Genomic DNA, 16,521 nt, shown 5'->3' with positions numbered 1-16,521 from the left:
TTGCTTCTGTCATGCGCCTAGCATCCAGCCTCCTGTCGCTGCAACGCGATCCCCGCCTAAATCTCAACAGACCCTAGTGCAACAACACCAAGCCCGGCGGCAAACTATCCCCCAGGCTGCGCTTCTGGTCTTCAGCTTCCATCTGCACCACCTGTTCCACCATCGCCAGCCAGCGCTCTGGCGCGCCGCTGGTGCGCATTTTTTCCAGCACCTGGGCACGCATATCTTCCGACAGATCGCGCGTGCGGTCGCCCGTCATACGTGCCATTTGCACGGCGGCGAACATGGCGGTTTCGTTCTTGCGCCAGTCCTGGGCCAAGGTGGCATTCAAAAATTCCTGCGCTGCATCGGGCGGCATGACAAGATGGGCGTTGGCGGCCAGCGACTGGCGGGCGGCCAGGCGGCCAATGGCCCACCAGGTCTGCACGGTTTCATCAGCGCGCTTGAGGCGCTGCAGCATCCACTGGCCCATTTCCTGGCGGTACTGCCAGGGCACAGCTTCCATGGCGGCGAACAGGCGCAGCATGTCGTCGTAACTACCGTGGCTGCTTTTGCCACGCGTGTTCTGCTGCACGGCTTTTTGCATGTGGCCCGCCACGTCTTCCAGCAGCTCCATCTGCTGCGCCTCATTCAGGCCCGCTGCCACGCGGCGCCAGAAGACCCACCACTCCGTCCAGTTGGCGGTTTCCTTGGCATGGCCCAGGCCTTGCGCGTACAAAGCCCACACCTGCGCGATGCGCCAGCCGTCCAGCTCGGCCCCTACGCCGGGGCGCAGGCACCAGCCTGCGAGGTTGAGCCACACCCGCTCGTGATCTGCTGTGCGGCGACGGCGCTTGGCGCGGGCCAGCAGCGCATCAAACAGGGCGCGCAGCAGGCCCACGTCCCAGCTTTCACGGGGGCCCAGAATTTTTTCCAGCGACTGCCGCAGCTGACGCACTTCCCTTGCTGCAACGTCCTGCCCTTGCGTGCCAAAGATGCGGTCTATCAACGCCACGGCTTCAGGCAGTTTGGCGGCACCAGACTTCAAACCCTTTTGCCCTTCAGCGCTTTCTGCATCTGCGCTATCAGCTATGCTTTCTGAAGCATCCGCCACGCTTGCACCACGCAGCGCAAAAGGCAGCAACCAGGACTGGGCAGCATCCTGCACCGCCACGCAGCGCACTTCCAGCGTGCCCACTTCAGTCATGCTGGCTTGCAGCTGCACTTCAACTTGGGTCTGCGCCTTGCCTTCGGGCGCGGGCAGCACGGTGGATAGCGGCGGCAGCTCTACCCAGCCATCACCCGTCAACGCAGCGATCTGACCGGCTTGCATGGGCGCATGGCTCTGGCTATTGGCCAGCAGATTAAAGCGCACGGCCTGGCCGAGCTTGAGCGCAAAGCGCCGCCCCGAAAGCACGATGCGCACACCCTCTTCCGTGCCGCGTGGCAGCAGGCAAATGCCTTGCGGGGCATCGCCTTTTTTGCCGGGCAGCAGCAGCCAGTAGCTGCGCGCCGCGCCGCCGCCAATGCGGGGTACTATTTTTTTAATAGCTGCTGGCGCTTGTACTTCCTTGACCACAGCCTGATTTGACGGTGTTTGAGCCGCCAGCTCATCCTGCGCACGCGCCAGCCCATACGCTGCCGCGCCGCGTGCCACCGCCCAGTCGGGATGCGGGTTGTGCAGCACGCGCACCGGGCTGCCGCGCCAGGTGCAGAGCAAATCCGTCAGCCGCTGCACCAGCGCATGGGCATGAAACACGCCGCCATTGAGCAGCACCGTGTCTGGCAGCGCGCCATCTGCATGCACGCTCAGAAACTGCGCCAGATGGCGGCTGATGGCCGCATCTGCCGGGTATGGCAGGCCAAAGCCACGCAAAGCGCTCTGGCGTTTGGCGGGCATGTCCCCCATCGGCACAGATGGCAAAAAGCCCTCCACCACCGTGCTTTGCACCTGTGCGCGTGTGAGCTGAACCGACTGTGTTTGCGCCAGCAAACGGCTGCCAGCGCCCAGCAGGGTGATGCTGATTTGCTCTGGTGCATCGGCCGCCAGCAATTGCTCCTTGGCCATGCGGCAGCGCTGCACCAGTTGCGCGAAACGCTGCGCGGGCAGGCGCTGGCCTTCGCCTGCAAAAGCAGGTTCAAGCTGATGGGCCAGCGCCAGGTCCATGTTGTCTCCGCCCAGCATCAGGTGCTCGCCCACGGCGATGCGGGTCAGCGTGGGCAGCTCGTCGCTCTGCGAGGCCTGCACGCGAATCAGCGTCAGGTCGGTGGTGCCGCCGCCCACGTCCACCACCAGCACCAGGCGGCTGTGGGCCAGTTGCTGGGCCAACTGGTCGCCCTGCAGCAGCAGCCAGTCGTGAAAAGCGGCCTTGGGCTCTTCCAGCAATTGCACATCGGGCAGGCCTGCCAGTTTTGCGGCCTCCAGCGTCAGTGCCCGGGCGCCTTCGTCAAACGATGCAGGCACCGTCAGCACCACAGATTGATCGTGCAACAGGGCCGCGGGGTGCGCCTGATCCCACGCTGCTTTGACATGGGCCAGATACGAGCTTGAAGCCGCCAGCGGAGATACCTTGGCCACATCGTCACCCGCGCCCCAGGGCAGGATGGGCGCTGTGCGGTCCACCCCCTGGTGCGAGAGCCAGCTTTTGGCGCTGGCCACCAGCCGCCCCGGCACAGCGGCCCCCAGGTCACGCGCCCAGCGGCCAATGACGGCGGGCGCTTGTGCATCGGCACCTTGCGGTGGCCAGGGCTGCTGCCAGCTATCGCCCAGCTCCCCGGCTGCAGCCTGATAGCGCACCGAAGGCAGCAGGGGCTGAGCCAGCACCTCGCCTGCCGTGCTGCGCTGGGGAATGTTCAGCAGCGCAATGTCTGCAGCCGCCCCGGCCAGTGGAACGCTTGCCACGACCGTATGGCTGGTGCCCAGGTCAATGCCGACGGCGTAAGTAGTGCGGGATGGGTGCATGGAACGACAGGAAGGACTCGAAAACGGTGCGCCGATCGTAACAAGACCCGATGCCTGCAGCACACAACAGGACAGGCCACCGCGTGGCTCCAAGCCACCCCAAATCAGTGCATCGGTGCTGGCACGGGTTTTGCCTTGTAACAAATGCGCAGTTCCGCGCAAGTTTCATCGCAACGACCGAAGGCCATCTGCTCCATGCACGCAAGAACAACAACTCTGTCCCGCATCCTCATCGCGACCCTGGCCACCGCCGCATCCTCGGCCGCACTGGCCCAAAGCAGCGTCCAGATCTATGGCCGCATCAATACCTCTGCCGAGCACCAGAAAGTCGGCGGCAACAGTCTTACCGGGCTGTTCAACAACAACTCACGCTTTGGATTTGTGGGCAGCGAAGATCTGGGTGGCGGCCTCAAGGCGGGCTTTCAGCTGGAGTCAGGCTTTGACTCCGACACCGGCGCGGGCACTGGCAGCAGCGGCGCACTCGCCTTTCAGCGCCAGAGCGAAGTGAATCTCTCCGGAAACTGGGGCAAGCTGCGCGTGGGCCGCTTTGGTGCGGCCACCTATTTCGGCATTGCCGACTATGGTGCGCTGGACGAACCCAATCACGACACCGGCTCCATTGCCGATGCGCTGTACGACTATGTCATGCGCAACACCAACAAGATTGGCTACCGCAGCCCCGTCATGGGCGGGCTGACGGTGGAGGCCCAGGCCTCGCTGCACGAAAAAGCCGCTGGCGCGGTGCAGAAAAATGGCTACGACCTTTATGCCAACTGGGAGCGCGGCCCGCTGGCTCTGGGCGCGGGTTACACCCAGCTGGGTAACGATAAACAGTTCGGCCTGCGCGGCCACTACAGCTGGAGCGCGCTGCAAATCGGTGCCTACTATCAGCGCTCTGACAACGGCTCAGGCTCCATGTGCAGCAATGCAGGGGCAGGCTGCGGCACCCGCGATGCGGCCCGCGTAACGGCGGCATACCGGGTGGGCGCTTCAGAAGTTGCGCTCGGCTATGGCTGGGCCAGCCGCTGGAGCCATGTGCCCGGCAGCAGCGCCCGCCAGTGGATTCTTGGCTACAACCACCACCTGAGCAAACGCACCAAGCTGTACGCGGCCTACACCCATATCGACAACGGAAGCGGCGTAGCCTATGGCTACAACTTCAAGGGGGGCGTGGGCTACGGGCAAAATGCCAGCAGCTTCAGCGTGGGCCTGCGCCACGCGTTTTAAGCTGTTTCAAACCAGTTGCAGTGATAGGCGCGCACCATGTTCTGGTGGGGTGGTGCGCGCCTTTTTCACATCAAAAATATGAGCTGCTTGCGCTTGATAGATAAGCGACAGAGCCATATTCCAGCAGATAGCTTCACTGCAAGCCCTGCAACACAGAAGCTGCAGCAATCCCAACAAAAAAGCCTGCCAACCAGTCGGTCAGCAGGCTTCATAGGCCAAAGGGCAGCGCAGGTTTTACTCGTCAGCAGCGGTCTCCGCCCGCACATCCAGCTCCACCTTCCAGCGCTCCGTGCCACCCACGGGCACGGCGTTCAGCTCCAAGGTGCCGATATCGGTCACCCGCGCTGCCAATGTCACAGGCACCACCTCGCCAGCGGCGCGGCCTTCGGCGGGCAGATTCAGCTCAATTTCTTGCAGCTCGATCAGCTCTTCCGCGCCCCAGAAGTCCAGCATGGTGCCAACGGTGTCGGCGCGGCGCACGCTGGAGCCGAAGAAGCGCAGGCGCACGGGCTCGCCCACGACCAGGCCAAACTCCTCATCCGGCAGCGCCACTTCGGTGCCTTCTTCCATGCCGAACGGAGCCAGGCACAGGGCGGAAATGGGCGGCTCCATGCCGGGGATGGCGGGCATGTTCGATTCCACGCCCACGTAGTAGCTTTGCGCTGTGCCGCCGCGGATGCGCACGCCGCGGCCGCTGGTGGCAATGTGGCCGTAGTAGGCCGCGCCGCGTGCCACGGCCAGATCCAGATTGGCACCATCCAGCAGACGGGCGGGCTCGCAGGCCTCTTCGTCCAGCCAGCCGTTGATGACTTGCAGAATGCGCTGCTCGATCTGCGGAGCCTTGAGCACGCCGCCGTTGAACAGGATGGCCGTGGGGTGCAGAAAGGTGGAGCCTTCCACCTGGTCGCCGTTCAGCCCATCAATCTCGGCCAGAGCGTTGACCTGACGGGTCAGGAAGGCGGCCAGATGGCGCGTGACGGCGGCGTCTTGCGCATAGGGCAGGCCCAGCTGCGTGAGCGCGCCACGGGCGCGGGTTTTGGGCTTGTCGCTGACTGCCACCTTCGGGAAGAAGCCTTCGACCAGCATGGCCAGCACTTCGTCCCGCGTGACTTCGGTGCGGATGCTGCCGCCGATGAGCTTGCTGCCCCGGCTGGGCACGACCACGGGCACGGATTGCAGCGTGGCGTCGGCCAACAGTTGCTCCTTCGCAGCGCGGCAGCCGTGCGACAAGGCACGGGTCTGCCAGGCGTCCAGCTGCTTGCCCTCGGCGGCCAGCTTGCGCGCCACGCCGTAGGCCAGCGCCAAATCCATGTTGTCGCCACCCAGCAAGATGTGCTCGCCCACGGCAATGCGTTGCAGCTCCAGGTTGCCTTCGCGCTCCAGCACGGCGATCAGCGAGAGGTCGGTGGTGCCACCGCCCACGTCCACCACCAGGATGATGTCGCCATGCTTGACCTGCTTGCGCCAGTTGCCGCCGCTGGCCTGAATCCAGCTGTACAGCGCGGCCTGCGGCTCTTCCAGCAGCGTGAGGTTGGCAAAGCCTGCGGCCTTGCAGGCCTCGGCCGTCAACTCGCGCGCGGCGGGGTCGAAGGACGCGGGGATGGTGACGGTGATGTCTTGCTGGGCAAACGGTGCCTCGGGGTGGGCTTGCTCCCAGGCCCAGCGCAGGTGCTCCAGATAGCGGATGGAGGCCGTCAATGGCGAGATGCGGCTGACTTCCTCGGGCGCATCGGCCGGCAAGATGCCTGCGCGGCGGTCCACGCCGGGGTGGCAAAGCCAGCTCTTGGCGCTGCTCACCAAGCGGATGGGCGTGGCCGCGCCACGGCTGCGGGCAAATTCGCCGGTGATGAAGTTTTGCGCCGCTGCGCCGGGCAAGCGGCGCTCGGCCTCGGTCAGCTCGCTTTCATGCGGCAGGTACAAAAAGGACGGCAGCAGCGGCAGGGCTTGCACACTGGCGGGCGCCGTGAGCTGGGGAATGTCCAGCACGCCTTGCACCACCTTCTCGCCATCGCTGGCGGTCTTGTTGACGAAGGACAGCGCGCAGTGCGTGGTGCCCAGGTCGATACCGATGCTGTAGTGCGCGGCTGTCGATTTCACATCGTTTTGGCCTGTAGCGCTTGCTGCAGGCGCTGGAGCAGCTACGGAATTGGTAGTTTCACCCTGGGATGCGGCGGCGCTGCCCGACTGGGCGATGGAGGAAAAAACGCTCATGGTTTACAGCTCCACTTCCGCCTGGGCGATCACATTGGCGGCCTTGCTGTCGGTCAGCTGTGGCAGCTTCACTTCGGTGGCCTGCCAACCGCGGTGGCCCAAGGTGCCAGTGAACGGAGCCTGGCCCACGACGTTGCCGGTCAGGCGCACGGCAGCGGCGTCAAAACCGGCGGGCAAGGTGATGCGACTGCCTTCGGCTTCGGTACGCACGGGGGCAATGGTGAAGTTGTCGCGCAGCACCTTGCGGCAGCCTTCGTGCACCACGCGGGCAGCGGCGCCAATTTCGGCATCGGTATAGGGCGCCACGTCTTCCTGGATGAAATCGACAAAGCGCGCCTCGCGCTGCATCAGGCCCAGCAACTGCAGGGCGGCGGCGTTGTTGGTGACCTCGATGGTTTTTTCGACCAGTTTTTCCACCGGGACTTCGACGCGCTTTTCTACGACTTTTTCGACAATCTTCTCAACAGGCACCTCGATGCGCGTTTCCACAATTTTTTCCACGATCTTCTCGACCGGAACTTCGACGCGCACTTCCTTGGGCGCCACATCGGCGGCAAAGGCTTCACCCGCGCGAACGCGGGTCACGTCGGCGGCCAGGCGGCCGTTGCCGAGGATGGCAAAAAAGCTGCCGATCGCAATGGCGATGCGGCTCAAAAAAGATGGGGGGGTGTTGTTCATGAAAGCACCAGCAGGCGCCCGTTCTCTGGCCCAGATGGCATTGACAGCCAGCCAGTCACGGACGATTCAAAATCAGTGAGGGGCGCACAGTGGCAGCCCGTCGAAGCGTCTGATTTTAAGGGTTGGGCCTATGCCCCGCTGCAGACGGGGTAGCACAGGCGCTCTGGTGCCATGCGCTCAGTCCAGATCAGAACCGTACCCGGGCTCCCAGACCCAGCCCCAGCCGGGTGTTGTCGTTGCCGTAAAACGGCGTGGCAAAGCCGGGCTGAGTGGCCACATTCATCCACTCGCCGCTCAGGTGGGTGTAGTCAATCACGCCATACAGCGTCGCACTCTTGGAGAGCGCATATTCCAGCACGCCGCCCGCCACCATGCGTTTGCCGCTGCCTTGTGCATGCTGCATGCGATCGACCATGGCCGTGCCGATCAAGGTCACACGCGCTGAAACCGGCATATTCATGCCGACGGTGACGGCATTATTGGCATAGCCTGCGTTGTCCAGACGATGGCGGTTGAAGCTGAAGAAGAGCTTGGTTTTCTGGATGTCGTAAGTGCCGCCCAGCGAGTAGAAGTCTTCCCGGCTCTCCGCCACTGCCGTGCCCAGATAGGTGCTGACGTTGTTGCTGCGCTGCAGTGTGCCGCCAATGCGCAGCGGGCCATTTTTGTAGGCAGCAGCAAGCGCCTTGGTTGCGCCTTTCTGCCCCGACCCGGCCTGTTCGCCAAAAGTCCAGCCCGCAATCAGCGAGACGGGGCCGAAGTTGCCTGCATAGCGCAGCAGATTGTCCTGGCGCAGATTGGTGTATCCGGACTGGAAGCCCAGCAAAGAGTTGTTGGCAATGCCCAGCGCCTCATAGCTTGCAGCCATTTCATGGGCCACGGTGTACTGGCGGCCTGCCGTGACCTGCCCCCATGCACCTTGCAAACCAATCAGCGACTGGCGCCCAAAGGCTCTGCCGCCCTGCAGCAGCTGGCCGGTGCCGGTGTCAAAGCCAGATTCCAGAATGCTGAATGCGGAGAGACCGCCACCCAGGTCTTCCTTCATGCGCAGGCCCCAGCGGCTGCCGGTGATGGGGCCGCCCGCATCCATCTGCGTCTTGCTGCCACCCGATGCGTTTTCGTGTGTACTCACGCGCACATTGGTGTCCACCACACCGTAAAGCGTGACGGAAGAGCCAGAGCTGGAATCTGCGGCAAACGCGCCCTGCACGCTGAAGACGGCCAGAAAAGCAGCGGCAATATGCGCTGCCTGTGAGTGTTTTTTCATTTTTTCAATCAAGGTGAGTTGAGAGCGCAAAGACAATCGCCCACCGCGAAATACCTTCGAGGTGGGCGAAACGGAGACTTTCGCTCTTGTGTTTTGTGAAACCTGCAAAGTCACCGCAACCTGCAGACACAGGCCACGGTGAAATGGGGCTTATTTTTTGGCTTGCTTGGGCAGTGCATAACCCACCAGGTAGTCCCCTGGCTGGGTCTGCATCAGGTTGTGGCCGCCAGCGGCGATCACCACAAACTGTCGGCCGCTTTCCTTGGACTCATAGGTCATCGGTGTGGCATTACCACCGGCTGGCAGGCGCCCCTTCCAGACTACATCGCCTGTTTTCAAGTCTAGGGCGCGCAGCGATTGCTCGCCCGAAGCAGCCACAAACACCAGACCACCCTTGGTGGTAATGGAGCCACCCAGGCCCGGCACGCCCATGGGGATGGGCAGGTGCGTGCGGATACCGGCCACGCCAGAGTCTTCAGCCGTTCCGCTGCGGCGTTCCCAGATCACTTTCTGGGTGTTCAGGTCAATGGCGGTTACCAGTGCAAAAGGAGGAGCAATACACGGTGCACCCATGGGCGACAGAAAGGGCTTCAAGTCTGCGGCGTAAGGCACGCCTTCTTGCGGCACAGCACCGCCCACCGAGGTTCCGGGCGAACCATCGGCAGCCTTGAGTCCACGTTTGTTGGCTTCTTCGCGGTCAATCAGCTTGAGCAGCATGGGCACGCGGTTCCAGTTGCCCACCATGATCTGGCGCTCGGGGTCAAACGAGACACTGCCCCAGTTCGATCCGCCCAGCGAGCCTGGGAAGAAGAACACGGTGTCTTTGCCTGCGGGTGTCATCGGACCTTCCCAGCGGGCCTTCTTGAACTGGATGCGGCACCACATCTGGTCCAGCATGGTCATGCCCCACATGTCCTTTTCGCCCACACCATAGGTTTCGTTGGGGTCCAGACCGGCAAAAGTTGGCATGCCCGTGGAATGCGGCTGGGTCTTGGACAGACGGGCCGGGTCTTCAATACCACCCTGGGGCACAGGCAATTCCTGCACATCAAACACGGGCTTGCCGGTGCGGCGATCCAGCACAAAGTTCTGGCCGCGCTTGGTGGGTTGCACCAACACGGGCACGGTTTCACCCTTGACCTTCAGGTCCAGCAAGCTGGGCTGCGAAGCCACGTCGTAATCCCACACGTCGTAGTGCGTGGTCTGGAAGTTCCACACTAGGTTGCCGTTGTCGGCATTGATGGCCAGCACCGAGCCGCTGAACTTGTTGTCCAGTTCGGTGCGGTGGCCGGCGTAGTAGTCAGGCGTGGCGTTGCCGGTGGGGATGTAAACCATGCCCAGCTTGTCGTCAGCACTGATGGGCGCCCAGGAGTTGGGCGTGCCACGGGTGTAGTGCTCGCCCTCGGCAGGCTCGCCGTGGAAGTCTGGCTTGCCCATGTCAAACGCCCAGGAGAAGGCACCGGTCTTGGCATCAAACGCGCGGATCACGCCCGAGGGCTCGCCCGTCATCTGACCGTCGGACACCCAGCCGCCCATCACCACCTTGCCGCGCACGACCTGGGGCATGGAGCTGACGTAGTAATAGCCGGGGATGATGTCGCCCATACCCTTCTTCAGATCAACCTGGCCATTCACACCAAAGTCGGCACAAGGCTGGCCGGTCTTGGCATCCACTGCCAGCAGGCGGGCATCCACCGTGGGGCCATAAATGCGTTCCTGGCACACGCCATTGGGCTGCGGCTCAGGCAGCTTCGTATAGGCCACACCACGGCAGGCGGCAGAACCCGTCACGCCGCGCAGATTGACCTTGGCGTTGAAGCGCCAGCGCTCTTCACCCGTTTCAGCATTCAGCGCCACGATGTCGTTGCGCGGTGTGCAGAAGTACAGGCTGTCGCCAATCTTCAGCGGGGTGGCTTCAAAACGGCGCTTGGGGCCTTCGCTGGGCGGATAGTCACCGGTGCGATAAGTCCAGGCCACTTCCAGGCCCTTGACGTTCTCGGGTGTCAGTTGCTCCAGCGGTGAAAAGCGCTGGCCACCCTGGTTGTTGCCGTAGTAGTGCCACTCATCCTGCGCGGCTTCCTGCGCAGCAGCCTGCTGAATTTCAGGCAAAGCCTGCGCCGCCTTGGTTTCATGCTTGTCGCCCTTGGCCAGACCAACCACGACTACAGCAGCCATGGCCACGGTCAGCACACCGGCTGCAGCCTTGCCGCCCTGTGCAGAGACAGGGCCGGTCACCACACTGCGGCGGTACAGCGGCGTCAGCAGCCACAGGCCCAGCACAAACAGCAGTGCCAGACGTGGCAGCAGCGTCCAGAAATCCAGACCCACTTCGGCCAGCGACCACACCAGCGTCCAGGCCAGCATTGCGGCATACAGCCAGCCGCCCAGCGCATTGCCACGCCAGATCAACACGCTGCTGGCAAGCAGCGCCACGCCGGTAATCAGGTAGTACCAGGAGCCACCCAGGCCCGCGAGCTGGCCGCCGCCAATGGCGAGCACCAGGCCCAGTAAAAAGAATATGACCGGAAACAGGCGTGCAGGCTTGTGGCCTGACGCCTTGCCGGCCTCAGAACGAAGTGTTGTCATCTCTCGCTTTCAAGGGAATCTGGAACGCCACGGCAATTGCGCAATGGCATGGCAACGCAAGACAAGGGTTCCGCTGGCAATGACGCCGCGTTTCGCGGCGCCCAGCACCTGTCTTCTACAAGAGTTGCAGCCCGATTCTATTCAAAATGAGACTTCATGGTTTTATTTTAAAGAAACCCTTTGACGGCACTGCCTGATGCCGGCCCTATGCGCTGAGCCACAATCCATGGCATGCGCGACCACAAAGACAGCCAGAAGCAGCCCCGCAAGACCCCGGAAAAGACCGATTCGGCCAAACCTGCACGCACGCCGCGCGGGCCAAGCCCGCAAAAAACGGATGCCACACGTCTCTCCATCATTGATGCGGCATACGCTGACTTTCTGGAGCGCGGCTACGCTCGCACCACCATGCTTGGCGTTGCCCAGCGGGCGCAGCTGTCCAAGGCAACCATGTTTCGCTACTTTGAAACCAAGGAAGCCCTGTTCGACGCGGTGATTCAGCGGCACATTGCATCTGCGGCCTTCACCATGCAGCAGCTTGAGCCTTCCGAAGGCGAGCTGGTGGGCGACTTTCTGCTGCGCGTGCTGGCCCCCGTCATGGCGCAACTGGAAAAAAGCGGGCGCGCAGCCACGGCGCGATTTGTTGTTGCAGAAGGTCTGGAATTTCCCCTGCTTGCCCAGATGTATGCCCGCCACGCGCATCTGCCCCTGGTCGAGCGCATACGCAGCCTGACAAAACTGGCGGATGACAGGGGCGAGCTCAAAAACCCGCTCATTCTTCAGTACCCGGAACAATTGCTGGCGCCCCTGTGGCTGGGCATGATGAACAACGAAGTCATTCAGCCCCGGCACAAGCTGCCCACCAGCGAAATGTTCAAGCTGCAGATAGCGCTCATGTTCCAGACCAGCCATTGATGGATAACTCAGCGCCGCACTGCAAAAAAGCAGTGCGGGCATAATTGGGGGCACTCCTTCTTCTTATCCCCATGGCCATCAAGCACCTGTCCACCGCTGCCCGCCTGCGCCGCTTTGCCCTTCAGGCAGAGCTGCCCGCATGTGGCTGCGTGCTGCGTGCTCTGCACACCCGCCGCCATGGCATTCCGACCGCATTCGTGAGCCTGAGCGGTGTCACGGCCATGCTTTCCGCCGCCGTGCGGATGGCTTGAAGCACCACAGCTCACATCCTCCGCACGGCCTTCCAGAACAGCACAACCCCAGGTGCAAGGGGCAGGTACGTCCACGACCGCAAGGTCACGTCCTGCCACGCGCCGCATTTGCTCAACGGACGATCCGGAGGTCAGCCATGGACATGGAACTCACTCAAAATTTCTTGCGCGGCAAAAACCCTTGCGCCATGGGTTACCGCTGGTTTGTGCGCAACAACCTGGCTGGGGGCGACTATCAGGCCGCCATGGACACCCAGGTGGCTGCCGGGCGCGTTGAAGACGCTCGCTGGCTGCTGGAGAACTTCGGCTCTACCAACAGCGTGCTGGAGCTTGAGCATCTGGAAGCCGATAACTTTGTCTATGCCGGAACGCTGATCGTGCATGGCGATGTGCGCGTGCCCGGCCAGTTGCTGGTCGGCCGCAGCCTGCAGGCGGGCGGCGGCATTCGCGCAGGCAAGCTGGAAGTGGGTGAAGACATCCAGTGCGGCGGCGCCATCTTTGCCGATGAACTGCTGCAGGCTGGCGGCAGTATCAAGACCGCCTGGAGCATGGAAGTGCAAGGCGATATTCGCGCCGAAGACCTGCGCACCGGCTGGGAGCTGCGCTGCGAGGGCAACGTCAAGCTCAAAGGCAGTGCCCATATTGGCCGGGAAGTCGATGTGCAAGGCGATATGCAATGCGCCAAGGGCCTTCGTGCAGGCGATGCCGTCGAGGTGCAAGGCCTGCTGGAAGTGGGCCACGGCATTGCCAGCAATAGCCACATCGAGTGCGGCAACCACATTCAGGCGGGCTGGGGCATCAAGGCGCTGGGCGATATTCGCGCGGCCTGCAGCATCCGCACGGGCGAGACGCTGCAATCCGATGGCGAAATTTCCGCAGGCGATGGCTATGGCGTATTTGCAGGCATGAATGTGCAGATGGATGCATGGCCTGACTGCGCCTGGGTGCGGGCGATGAAAAAGCCCAAGGGGCTTATCAGCGGCTTCTGGGAGCCTCAGGCCTCCTTCGCCTGAACCCAGTCAGGTTACCCGGCAAGCAGGCAAAATAGCTTTTTTGACCTGCTGAGAAGAGAGTCCACCCGTGTTTACCGGCATCATTCAGGCCGTGGCAACCATTGCCGCGCTGCGCGACCAGGATGGTCTGCGCACCTTCACCATGGAATTTCCCGCAGGCTTTTGCGAAAACCTGGCCATTGGCGCCAGCGTCTCGCACGATGGCGTATGCCTGACGGTGACGGAAAACCTCTCCCCCACCAGCGCCACCTTTGATGTGATGCTACAAAGCCTGAACATCACCACACTGGGCCAGTACCAGGTGGGCGATGCCATCAACGTGGAACGCGCCGCCAAGGATGGCGCCGAGATTGGCGGCCACCCACTGTCCGGCCATGTGGACTTCACCGCACCGCTGCTGGAAATCGTCAAGACCGACACCAATCACAAGATTCGCTTTGGCATTCCCGAAGCGTTCCGCCCCTACGTATTTGCCAAGGGCTATATCGCCGTCAACGGTGCCAGCCTGACGGTGGCCGAAGTCAACCGCAAAGAAGGCTGGTTCGAGGTCTGGCTGATTCCCGAGACACTGCGCATGACAGTGTTTGGCGCCAAGAAGGTGGGCGATCAGGTCAATATCGAGATCGAGCGCAGCACCCAAGTTGTGGTCGATACCGTGCGCGAAACCGTAGAGGCCAGCCTGGGCCGCCTGAAGCCCGTACTGGAAGCGCTGCTGGCCGAAAAGGGGTTGAGCCTGGATGACTTTGTGGACGTTCCCAAAATTTCCTCTTGAGACGTTGCCGCAGCCATGAGTATTCACAGCTACGAGCCCCGCAACGGTCACCGCCTGCCGCATGACCCGTTCAACGCCATCATCGGCCCGCGCCCGATTGGCTGGATCTCCAGCCAGAGTGCTGACGGCGTGCTGAACCTGGCACCCTACAGCTTCTTCAACGCCTTCAACTATGTGCCGCCCATCATTGGCTTTGCCAGCATCGGGCGCAAAGATTCGCTGAGCAATATCGAAGCCACGGGCGAGTTTGTCTGGAATCTGGCCAGCGAACCGCTGGCCCAGCAGATGAACCAGAGCTGCGCCGCCGTTGCACCTGATGTCAACGAATTTGAACTCACAGGCCTTGCGACCGAGCCATCCCTGCTCATCCAACCACCCCGCGTGCAAGCCAGCCCTGTAAGCATGGAGTGCCGCTGCACGCAGATTCTGCAGTTGCAAGGCCTTGATGGCAGCAAGGTGCCAACCTGGCTGGTGCTGGGCGAAGTGGTGATGGTGCATATCGATGAGCGCCTGCTCAAGGACGGTATCTATCAGACCGCCGCAGGCCAGCCCTTGTTGCGTGGCGGTGGCCCGGCCGATTACTTCACCGTCAGCGATACGCAGAAGCTGCTGATGTACCGGCCACGTTAAAAGACTGCGGGCCGGACAAGAAATGTCCAGCCTGACAGTTTTTTCACTAAAAATTGCCGCAACACCTTGTACTTCAAGCGTAGAAAGCTATCTATTAAATAGCAAACTCACTACATTCTGTGTACTGCAACACAGGCCTTCAGCAGGCTTTGACCCGGGCGTGAGCTGATCTGCAGTTCGCCCCCAATGCGTCGCACGCGCAGCTGCATGCTGCGCATGCCCACCCCCATGCTGGCCGCAAGCACGGCATCCACATCAAAGCCTAGGCCGTTGTCCTCCACGCTCAGCTCCAGCAGATTGGCATCTGGCATGGTGCAAATCACACACACCTCCGTCGCGCGGCTGTGCTTGATGATGTTGGTGAACGCCTCTTCCAGAAAACGGGCCAGCCCCATGCATTGCAAGGTGCTGGGTGGCTGCTTCCACTGCGCTTCTACCTGCCAGTGCGTGGAGATATTCATTTCATCCAGCACCTGCGTAAACCGGTGGCGCAGCGGTGCCAGCCATTGCACAGGACTTTCCGGTACCGCTGCACCGCCACTGGAGCCCGAGTCAATGACCTGGCGCAAGTCATCGCGCAGCGTCTTGAGCAGCGACATCACGCGCTCATTGCTCAGTTGCTGCGGCGCCTGCTCTACCAGCGCCATGGAACGCACCAGACTGCCACCCAGCCCGTCGTGCAGGTCATGGGCCAGTTGCACCCGCTCCTGCAGCTTGGCACTTTGCAAATCCTTGGCGTGCTGTCGCTCAAGAAACTGCGCCAGTTCGGCACGGGCCTGGGCCACATGCGCGGTCAGCTCTTCGTTGAAGTGCTCCATGCGGCGCATGTACTGGGCCACCCGCCAGCCCAGCAGCACAGCCAGAACCAGCATATTCAAAGGCCAGATAAAATACGACCAGGTCAGGTCGTTGTCCCAGCGGCGCAGTGCCACTTCAATATCGTGCACCGCCACCACCACCATTGCGGCGCAGGCAGCGCCCAGCAGAAGGTTCTGAGGTGCCCGCACGCGCAAGGCCCTGTAGATGGCATACAGGCAGCCTGCATTGAACACCACCACACCCCACACCAAGGACAGCTCGCCAATCAATCGCATGCGGCTGGAATCCACCGTGATATAGACAATCCAGACCGCCAACGCCGTCCATGCGGCACGCTCCAGCCAGCGCTTGCGTTGCCCGTGAAAGCGCAGCACAAAGATCAAGAAGCAATGGCCATAGAGCATGAAAAAGACCAGGTTCAGCAGCGAAAGCGTGCCACTGCTGATGCCCGGCCATCCCTTCAGGCTGAGGACAACCGACAGGTACAGTGTCCAGCACAGCTGCATCAGTCCCATCCAGAGATACAGCTTTTCACTGCGCCGCCACAGCCACACCACCAAGGCCACGCAGGCGATGGTCAGCGACAGCCCGGCCGTGAGCACATAGCTGGTGCGCTGGCGCCAGAAGCGGGCGTCATATTCTTCCTGGATCGCAGCGACAGGCCCCAGCTTCACATAGCCTATGCCGGTCAGCTCCGCCTGCGGGGACACCACGCGCACCCACACGGTTTGCACGGCGTTGACGTTGTGCACCGACACCGGCCACCATCGCGGCATATTCCAGCTGCGCGAAAACGGCTCCACCAATGAACGATCACTCCACAGCAGCGCATCGTTCCAGTACACCGTGCCTGCCAGCCGTATGCCCGCAATCGCCAGCGCCAGTTGTGCATCGCTCGCCGCTGCGCCGGGCTGGCAATGGAGCTGCCAATCCAGGCGGTACCAGACCGGCCCGCTCCAGTCGACCCAAGTCTGGGTGGCTGCATGGGGGATTTTCAAGGCCTGCCAACCATCCGCAGGCCGCTGACCATCGACGGTTTCTTGAGCGCCCCAGCTGCCCAGGAGCTGTGGCGCGCAAGCGGGTGCTGTCGCCGCCGCTGCGGCCTGCACACTACCGCAAAGCAAGGCCCACAGCAGCGCCATGCCCCACAGGCCACGCTGCAGCAGCCCCCAAAAACAAGGCATCCGCACTGCGGATGCCCGAGAAATTCGACC

The 16,521-nt window shown here is 62.4% G+C and carries 12 protein-coding genes; 6 read left to right on the top strand and 6 right to left on the bottom strand.

All coding sequences use genetic code 11. From position 1 onward, the window contains the following. Positions 1-73: 73 nt before the first annotated feature. The gene (locus tag JDW18_RS03285; RefSeq protein ID WP_218242325.1) at positions 74-2,941 is read right to left on the bottom strand and encodes an Hsp70 family protein; all 2,868 of its coding nucleotides are present in this window, start codon (positions 2,939-2,941) and stop codon (positions 74-76) included. A 195-nt stretch (positions 2,942-3,136) separates the two neighbouring features. Here JDW18_RS03285 and JDW18_RS03280 point away from each other — a divergent pair, with 195 nt between their 5' ends. Beyond that, a complete protein-coding gene (locus JDW18_RS03280) occupies positions 3,137-4,168 on the top strand; it encodes a porin (protein ID WP_218242324.1) in 1,032 nt (343 codons plus the stop codon). A 234-nt stretch (positions 4,169-4,402) separates the two neighbouring features. Here the strand turns inward: JDW18_RS03280 and JDW18_RS03275 are convergent, their stop codons facing one another. The 4 genes from JDW18_RS03275 to JDW18_RS03260 form a co-directional block, all read right to left on the bottom strand. Then, positions 4,403-6,379, bottom strand: coding sequence for an Hsp70 family protein (locus tag JDW18_RS03275; protein WP_218242323.1), 1,977 nt, complete (start codon positions 6,377-6,379; stop codon positions 4,403-4,405). A gap of 3 nt (positions 6,380-6,382) precedes the next feature. Beyond that, positions 6,383-7,057, bottom strand: a complete 675-nt coding sequence (locus JDW18_RS03270; protein WP_218242322.1) for a DUF2760 domain-containing protein — start codon at positions 7,055-7,057, stop codon at positions 6,383-6,385. Positions 7,058-7,244: 187 nt separating this feature from the next. Further along, the gene (locus JDW18_RS03265) at positions 7,245-8,321 is read right to left on the bottom strand and encodes a porin (protein WP_218242321.1); all 1,077 of its coding nucleotides are present in this window, start codon (positions 8,319-8,321) and stop codon (positions 7,245-7,247) included. A 150-nt stretch (positions 8,322-8,471) separates the two neighbouring features. Then, positions 8,472-10,907, bottom strand: coding sequence for a membrane-bound PQQ-dependent dehydrogenase, glucose/quinate/shikimate family (locus tag JDW18_RS03260; protein WP_218242320.1), 2,436 nt, complete (start codon positions 10,905-10,907; stop codon positions 8,472-8,474). 231 nt (positions 10,908-11,138) lie between these two features. On the opposite strand from JDW18_RS03260, the gene JDW18_RS03255 reads away from it, so the two are divergent. From JDW18_RS03255 to JDW18_RS03235, 5 genes are all read left to right on the top strand, one after another. Then, positions 11,139-11,822, top strand: a complete 684-nt coding sequence (locus tag JDW18_RS03255) for a TetR/AcrR family transcriptional regulator (RefSeq protein ID WP_218242319.1) — start codon at positions 11,139-11,141, stop codon at positions 11,820-11,822. A 71-nt stretch (positions 11,823-11,893) separates the two neighbouring features. Then, entirely contained in the window at positions 11,894-12,073 is a 180-nt protein-coding gene (locus tag JDW18_RS03250) for a hypothetical protein (RefSeq protein WP_218242318.1), read from the top strand. Between the two features lie 143 nt (positions 12,074-12,216). Further along, positions 12,217-13,086 (top strand): hypothetical protein, encoded by an 870-nt coding sequence (locus tag JDW18_RS03245; protein WP_246610248.1) that lies wholly within the window; start codon positions 12,217-12,219, stop codon positions 13,084-13,086. Positions 13,087-13,153: 67 nt separating this feature from the next. Continuing rightward, positions 13,154-13,858 carry a riboflavin synthase subunit alpha gene (locus tag JDW18_RS03240; RefSeq protein ID WP_218242316.1) on the top strand — a complete coding sequence of 235 codons (705 nt, stop codon included), beginning with the start codon at positions 13,154-13,156 and terminating at the stop codon, positions 13,856-13,858. A 15-nt stretch (positions 13,859-13,873) separates the two neighbouring features. Then, positions 13,874-14,488: a flavin reductase family protein gene (locus JDW18_RS03235; protein WP_218242315.1), complete on the top strand. Its 615-nt coding sequence runs from the start codon at positions 13,874-13,876 to the stop codon at positions 14,486-14,488. Positions 14,489-14,598: 110 nt separating this feature from the next. Here JDW18_RS03235 and JDW18_RS03230 read toward each other — a convergent pair whose 3' ends face one another. After that, positions 14,599-16,491, bottom strand: a complete 1,893-nt coding sequence (locus JDW18_RS03230) for a sensor histidine kinase (RefSeq protein ID WP_218242314.1) — start codon at positions 16,489-16,491, stop codon at positions 14,599-14,601. Positions 16,492-16,521: the final 30 nt, after the last annotated feature.

Source organism: Comamonas fluminis (assembly GCF_019186805.1).
GTDB lineage: Bacteria > Pseudomonadota > Gammaproteobacteria > Burkholderiales > Burkholderiaceae_C > Comamonas > Comamonas fluminis.
This window is presented reverse-complemented; position numbering and strand designations above follow the sequence as displayed.

What these genes read in the sequence shown, in the direction of transcription:
- JDW18_RS03285 (WP_218242325.1), bottom strand. Translation starts at nt 2,941, where the DNA reads ATGCACCCATCCCGCACTACTTACGCCGTCGGCATTGACCTGGGCACC.
- JDW18_RS03280 (WP_218242324.1), top strand. Translation starts at nt 3,137, where the DNA reads ATGCACGCAAGAACAACAACTCTGTCCCGCATCCTCATCGCGACCCTG.
- JDW18_RS03275 (WP_218242323.1), bottom strand. Translation starts at nt 6,379, where the DNA reads ATGAGCGTTTTTTCCTCCATCGCCCAGTCGGGCAGCGCCGCCGCATCC.
- JDW18_RS03270 (WP_218242322.1), bottom strand. Translation starts at nt 7,057, where the DNA reads ATGAACAACACCCCCCCATCTTTTTTGAGCCGCATCGCCATTGCGATC.
- JDW18_RS03265 (WP_218242321.1), bottom strand. Translation starts at nt 8,321, where the DNA reads ATGAAAAAACACTCACAGGCAGCGCATATTGCCGCTGCTTTTCTGGCC.
- JDW18_RS03260 (WP_218242320.1), bottom strand. Translation starts at nt 10,907, where the DNA reads ATGACAACACTTCGTTCTGAGGCCGGCAAGGCGTCAGGCCACAAGCCT.
- JDW18_RS03255 (WP_218242319.1), top strand. Translation starts at nt 11,139, where the DNA reads ATGCGCGACCACAAAGACAGCCAGAAGCAGCCCCGCAAGACCCCGGAA.
- JDW18_RS03250 (WP_218242318.1), top strand. Translation starts at nt 11,894, where the DNA reads ATGGCCATCAAGCACCTGTCCACCGCTGCCCGCCTGCGCCGCTTTGCC.
- JDW18_RS03245 (WP_246610248.1), top strand. Translation starts at nt 12,217, where the DNA reads ATGGAACTCACTCAAAATTTCTTGCGCGGCAAAAACCCTTGCGCCATG.
- JDW18_RS03235 (WP_218242315.1), top strand. Translation starts at nt 13,874, where the DNA reads ATGAGTATTCACAGCTACGAGCCCCGCAACGGTCACCGCCTGCCGCAT.
- JDW18_RS03230 (WP_218242314.1), bottom strand. Translation starts at nt 16,491, where the DNA reads ATGCCTTGTTTTTGGGGGCTGCTGCAGCGTGGCCTGTGGGGCATGGCG.